General features: G+C 57.5%; 2 protein-coding genes. Both read right to left on the reverse strand.

Features of this window, described 5'->3' with window-relative positions:
• Positions 1-685 (reverse strand): hypothetical protein (locus tag BSU04_RS00015; protein ID WP_373452780.1); only part of this gene is annotated, 685 nt, incomplete at its 3' end.
• Positions 686-749: 64 nt separating this feature from the next.
• Positions 750-1,058: a hypothetical protein gene (locus BSU04_RS00020; protein ID WP_144021075.1), complete on the reverse strand. Its 309-nt coding sequence runs from the start codon at positions 1,056-1,058 to the stop codon at positions 750-752.
• Positions 1,059-1,206: the final 148 nt, after the last annotated feature.

A 1,206-nucleotide genomic window follows, 5' to 3' on the forward strand; every position in this document is an offset into this window, starting at 1 on the left:
GATCCGGGGCCACACCATGCCGCTTCAGGCTGCCAAGCAACGCGCCCTCGGTGGCAATGTTGCGGTAGCGCGGGGTATTCATTCCCAAGCCATTCAGGTGCTGCTGCCACGCGCACTGATCGGCAAAGCTTGCGCTCTCGTGCTGACGCAGCGCGTCCAGGAACACGTACGAGAGCCCCTGTGCTTTCATGTACGCGAGCGCGTCTTCGTTGATCTGGTAATCGCTATGACCCGCACGCAGCAACCCCAGGAAATTGATTCGGCTCTTCGAGCGCGTGCTTTGGAACCAGGCGAAGTGTTCGTTACCGATGTGGGTGAAGTAGCCGTTCTTGCCTTGATGCCGCGCGCCGGTATCATCGACCGTCACATACGCCGAGAGCGCCAGGCCGCTCGATAACAGCCCGTCTTTTTCCGCGTGAAAGCGCTCCTTGCCCACTTGCAGTAGCGCGTTCACCTGCCCGGACGAGAGTTCGATGCCCCATTCTCGAAGTTGCTCGCACAGCAGCGGCTGCGTGACGTGACAATGGTGGTATTGATAGAGTACATAGCTCGTCAGCGTCGGACCGAAATGCCATCCCTGGACTGCCTGCGGAAGTTGCCCGACCAGGGTCCGGCCATCCGGAGTTTCCCAGCGTGCCAGTCGATATCGCGTATTGCGAGATTCGATCACCAGGTCCTGGACCACGAAATCACGATAGCCCTTGAATCGGGAACCAGTCGGGATCGGCTTGGCCGGTTCGATGACTTCGTCACAATCTATCTTCTGTTTCGACGTCTTGCTCTTCTTCTCTGATCCGGGTCGTTCGGCGGATTTCCCATTTTGCGTTCGACCCGGATCCGCGGATTTTTTTTCCCGCATCCTCGTTCATGCGGCTCGGCTTGAACGTCGGACGCTTCTTTTCTCCTTTGAGCACCGCGACTTCGTCTCTCAGATGCCCGTTCTCCTCCTGCACGCGATGGATGATCTCAAGCAATCCTTCGCTCCATGCCAGCAGCTTCATGACCGCAGGCGTTCGATCAGTTTCGGTGACATATGGCACCGCGAGTTTCTTCATCATCGCAGCGGCCAACCTAGTCGCGCTTCCTGGTTTTCCTGAGCTGAGCTGCTTCCTGTTTCAGTTGCTCAGACTCATCCTGCAAGTCATTAGCGATGTCCGTCAGTTTCTCTACCCACGCTAGCACTTCAAGCTCCGACGGCGTTAGTCC

Source organism: Caballeronia sordidicola (assembly GCF_002220365.1).
Lineage (GTDB): Bacteria > Pseudomonadota > Gammaproteobacteria > Burkholderiales > Burkholderiaceae > Caballeronia > Caballeronia sordidicola_C.

Coding starts and splice junctions, on each gene's coding strand:
- BSU04_RS00020 (WP_144021075.1), bottom strand. CDS start 1,058: ATGATGAAGAAACTCGCGGTGCCATATGTCACCGAAACTGATCGAACG.